Annotated in this window: 2 protein-coding genes; both read right to left on the bottom strand. The window is 43.0% G+C overall.

Annotated features, from left to right (window positions below; translation table 11 throughout):
* Positions 1 to 62: 62 nt before the first annotated feature.
* Positions 63 to 1,730: a hybrid sensor histidine kinase/response regulator gene (locus BUF15_RS26425; protein WP_073617374.1), complete on the bottom strand. Its 1,668-nt coding sequence runs from the start codon at positions 1,728 to 1,730 to the stop codon at positions 63 to 65.
* A gap of 172 nt (positions 1,731 to 1,902) precedes the next feature.
* Positions 1,903 to 2,107 (bottom strand): hypothetical protein (locus BUF15_RS27995; protein ID WP_234981289.1); only part of this gene is annotated, 205 nt, incomplete at its 5' end.

Consider the following 2,107-nt stretch of genomic DNA (forward strand, 5'->3'; position numbering starts at 1 on the left):
GACAGACCGTGGTTAAGTGTAGGAGCTGAAACCATATCTTCAACTCACTCACTTTTCAATCTTCAGTCTGTTGCACTTATTGTATTACTCCAGCCCTTGCTCATGTGGCTTTTGAGATATCCACTTACCAGCAAAACGGGGATATTCGGCCTGAGCTGACGTAGTTCAATGAGCGTAATATTGCCATCCTGATCAGGCATGGCAAAATCAAGAATGACACCGTCTATTCTATCCTTGTTGGCGCGCAATATCTCAACACCTTCTTTGCCGCCGTTGGCCTCCAGAACTGTGGCACCCCTCTTTTCAAGCATCATTTTCCCCAGAGATCTGACAATGCTATCATCGTCAATGTATAAAAATGTTTTTCCAGATATAAACTGGACCGTGCCCTGGGAAGAATTGACAAGCTTTTCATTTTGGATGGGATTGGGAAAAGATGCAGGGAAATAGAGTAAAAAGGTTGTTCCGTTACCGACCCTGCTCATGATATGTAAATATCCGGAATGCAATTCCACAATACCAGAGACTGCTGAAAGGCCTAATCCCCGACCCGTGAAATTTGTTGTGAAAAACGGCTCAATTGCTCTGTCGATAGTACTCTGGTCCATGCCGCATCCTGTATCACGAACTTCAATACACGCATAGTTTCCCGCTCTGATATGTTGATGCTTATATCCATTGATCGAGTATCTGGAATTGAAGTTTTTTCGATACAGCCTGACAGTCAAGGTTCCTCTACGAGAACCTATTGCTTCTACCGCATTTGTTATCAGGTTGTTGAGAATCTGAGCGATCTGCACCGAATCCCCTTTTATGGTAATCGGACCAGGCTCAGATGTGAAATTGAAATCAATTTCACCATGAATAGTGCTCCTGATGATCGGAAGCAAGCTACTGAGACTGTCCACCAGATCTATTGATCTCATTTGGGATGGCACCTGCCCCAAGTAGTAGAGCATTGTCTTGCTCAATTCAGCTGCTTTTAAAAGTGATTGCCGGGTTCTGTCGAGATGCGGGGTTACGTCTTCTGGAATATTGTTGTCCAACTCGACGAGCTCTATGCTGCCCAATGCTACTGCCAGTAAATTGTTAAAATTATGGGCTATCCCTCCGGCAAGACGCCTCAGGCTGTCTTGTTTTTGTGAGTGTAAAACCTCCTTTTCCAGTTGCAGTTTTTCAGCGTCGGTTTTTCTTTTCTCCGTTATATCAATTAGTGAAAGGCGATATGCCGATGTTGTTATCCCATCTATCGGTACAAAGTCGAGTCTGCCATAAAACTCTTCACCATCTTCTTTTGATAATCTCAGCTCACACGACCGGAATTGTTCGGCAAATTCTGCCCTTTTACATACGGCAAAAAACAGAGGGTGATCTTCAGCATGAATATATAAAGAGAGGGGTTTGTGAAAAAGTCTTTGCCTGTCTACGCCTAGCATCTCTGCTGCCGTGAGATTTGCTTTAAGTATAATCCCTGTGGAACTTATAGTTAAATATCCAACAGGAGCACAATCATACAACTCTGAATACTCGTCACGTGACTGTTCAAGCTCCCCTTGTGCACGGCGCAACTCATCAGTTTGCATCTCAAGTTCTATTTGGTAGACCTGCAGTTCATGGATATAATCCTGAATATCAGTCAATGCTTCGGATGCATGAAATGCTCCTGAGGAAAGTGCCTTCTCCGCTCTTTCCCTCAATGTGTTTTGTGTGAAATCGGATTTCTTATTCATACCATCTCCCTATTGGGTAGAAAAGGGATGCGAAAGAATCTATCCGCACAAATGCAATGTAAATACAGCAACATCCTGCATATGCAAATACAATAAGTGTAGTGAGCAGTACTCGCAATAGTTGTTTTGTGTCTGTTCGAAACAATAAATTCCAACAACTTGAAACCTTTAACTAATTGGTTGTGTTAACTTGAAATTCAAAAACAGGGGGTAGGAAAAAAGGGAACAGAACTGAAGCTAGCTTAAGGTGATTTGATTGAGTGAAACAACCTGAAAACATTGGAGCCTCTTGCAAAATGACCAGAGCGTGAGGCTTTGCACTGTGGCCACAAATAGATCTTTGACAACCTAACCAAGCAGCCGTAAAAGTTGATCTG

The organism is Desulfopila aestuarii DSM 18488 (assembly GCF_900143695.1).
GTDB classification, from domain to species: Bacteria; Desulfobacterota; Desulfobulbia; order Desulfobulbales; family Desulfocapsaceae; genus Desulfopila; species Desulfopila aestuarii.

What these genes read in the sequence shown, in the direction of transcription:
- BUF15_RS26425 (WP_073617374.1), bottom strand. Translation starts at nt 1,730, where the DNA reads ATGAATAAGAAATCCGATTTCACACAAAACACATTGAGGGAAAGAGCG.